The following is a 352-nucleotide window of genomic DNA, read 5'->3' as shown; positions in this document are numbered from 1 at the left end:
TGGCAGCGACCGACTCTCCCGCGTCTTAAGACGAAGTACCATAGGCGCTGGGGCGTTTCACGGCCGTGTTCGGAATGGGAACGGGTGCAGCCACCCCGCCATGACCACCAGGTCAGCGAAGCGCAACTTTGAGAAGCTGGTGCAGTTTTCAACTGCTTTTATGTGTGAACACGTCTTAACATCATCGAACCCCCTTGGGATTTGATGAGCATTGATCAATGAGAACGATCAAGCCAATCGAGCTATTAGTACCGGTAAGCTTCATGCGTTGCCGCACTTCCACACCCGGCCTATCAACGTGGTCGTCTTCCACGGCTCTGATAGGGAATACTCGTTTTCAGGTGGGTTTCCC

At 53.7% G+C, this 352-nt stretch carries 2 rRNA genes; both read right to left on the bottom strand.

From position 1 onward, the window contains the following. Positions 1–112: ribosomal RNA gene (rrf, locus tag AB4Z25_RS29380) — 5S ribosomal RNA — on the bottom strand; the annotation flags it as partial. A gap of 112 nt (positions 113–224) precedes the next feature. After that, positions 225–352, bottom strand: a 23S ribosomal RNA gene (locus AB4Z25_RS29375); the annotation flags it as partial.

This window comes from Rhizobium sp. RAF36 (assembly GCF_052114105.1).
Classification (GTDB): domain Bacteria; phylum Pseudomonadota; class Alphaproteobacteria; order Rhizobiales; family Rhizobiaceae; genus Rhizobium.
Note: the sequence above shows the minus strand (reverse complement) of the source record. Positions and strands in the feature narration are given on the sequence as shown.